Here is a 1,375-nt window from a genome sequence, read left to right as displayed (position 1 = left end):
CTTTTTTAGTCTACTTTGAGTCTAACCTTGTTAGGCTTTTTTTGTTAAATGTTACGAACTAGCAAATCGCGTATAATCAATGTACACAAATCAGTATAAGAGGTGAAAATATGGTTACCATCAAAGAGATTGCCCAACGATCCGGCTATTCTCCAGCTACGGTTTCACGACTGCTCAACAATGATCAGACGCTTTCGGTTACGCAGACGACGCGCAATAAGATTTTAAAAGTCGCCAATCAGCTTGGCTACTGGCAGGATCGTAAAAAGCCAGCAATTGCGCCTTCAATCGCATTGCTGTTTCGAATGAACAATCAAGAGCAGCTGCAGGATTCTTATTTTTCCAGCTTAAAGGATGCATTGTTGGAAACAATCGAAGATGCCGGTATGCGCGTAGAAGTCTTTCAGTATGCTGAGGAGCTGATTGACAATGCCGAGGACTTTCAAGGCTTTTTGTGTGTTGGCGATGACCAGGTTGAGTTGAGCATTTTTAAGCGGCTGCATCGCTTGCTGCCAGCTGGGGTATTTGTTGATACGGATCCCTTGCCACATCTTTTTGACTCGGTTCAGCCCAATCTGACCATGACGGTACGTGATGCCTTAGAGCAGTTTGCTGATGCTGGCTATCAACGAATTGCCTTTATTGGCGGGGTTGGTCCACGAATCGGCAAGCACCCAAGACGGCGCGACTCACGAGAAGCGGCATTTAAAATCGTAGCTGAAGAGATGGGTTTTAGGCAGGCCGATGTCTTTTCAGATGGTGCGTTTAGCGTGCTGAATGGGAGTCAGCTCGGAGAAAAAGCCGCCAAAAAATATGGCGATCAATTGCCTGAAGGCTTTTTAATCGCTTCAGATACCATGAGCGTAGGAGTGCTGCAGGCGTTTAACGATGCTGGTGTGATCGTGCCACGCGATACCAGTATCATCAGCATCAACAACAGTGATATTTCTGAATACGTTTCGCCACCATTATCGACTTATAACATTAATCAACAGGTAATCTCACGCATGGCCCTGAATATTTTAAAAGATGCCATTGCCAATCCGAAGCGTCCCCATGTTCATGCAATGGTCGATACCAATTTAATCGTGCGCGAAAGTTTTAAATTGAAATAAACTGAAAGATGCCCTGGTTAGCTAAGCTATCCCGATAAATCATTTACTAAATAAAGTAAATGATTTATTTTTATTGATAAATTATTTACTTTATTTAGTAAATGCGTACAATATAATTTGTAAGCGATTTCAAATAAATGCATTTAGATTGAAACGATCGATTACGAGATGGATTTGAGTGAGGGCTATAATGCCCTCTAAGTATACAGATGAAATAGAAAATTCATCTTATATTTGGAGGGCATTTAAAATTGGCTAGA

1 protein-coding gene is annotated in these 1,375 nt (G+C 42.0%); it reads left to right on the top strand.

The window, feature by feature from the left end:
• The first annotated feature begins 110 nt into the window (after positions 1-110).
• Positions 111-1,115 (top strand): LacI family DNA-binding transcriptional regulator, encoded by a 1,005-nt coding sequence (locus tag QOS03_RS09105; protein ID WP_283576185.1) that lies wholly within the window; start codon positions 111-113, stop codon positions 1,113-1,115.
• Positions 1,116-1,375: the final 260 nt, after the last annotated feature.

Origin of the sequence: Limosilactobacillus pulli (genome assembly GCF_947381555.1) — a bacterium.
Taxonomy (GTDB): Bacteria; Bacillota; Bacilli; order Lactobacillales; family Lactobacillaceae; genus Limosilactobacillus; species Limosilactobacillus pulli.
Note: the sequence above shows the minus strand (reverse complement) of the source record. Positions and strands in the feature narration are given on the sequence as shown.

Bases quoted from the DNA above. Each gene is read 5' to 3' on its own strand.
- QOS03_RS09105 (WP_283576185.1), top strand. From the start codon at position 111: ATGGTTACCATCAAAGAGATTGCCCAACGATCCGGCTATTCTCCAGCT.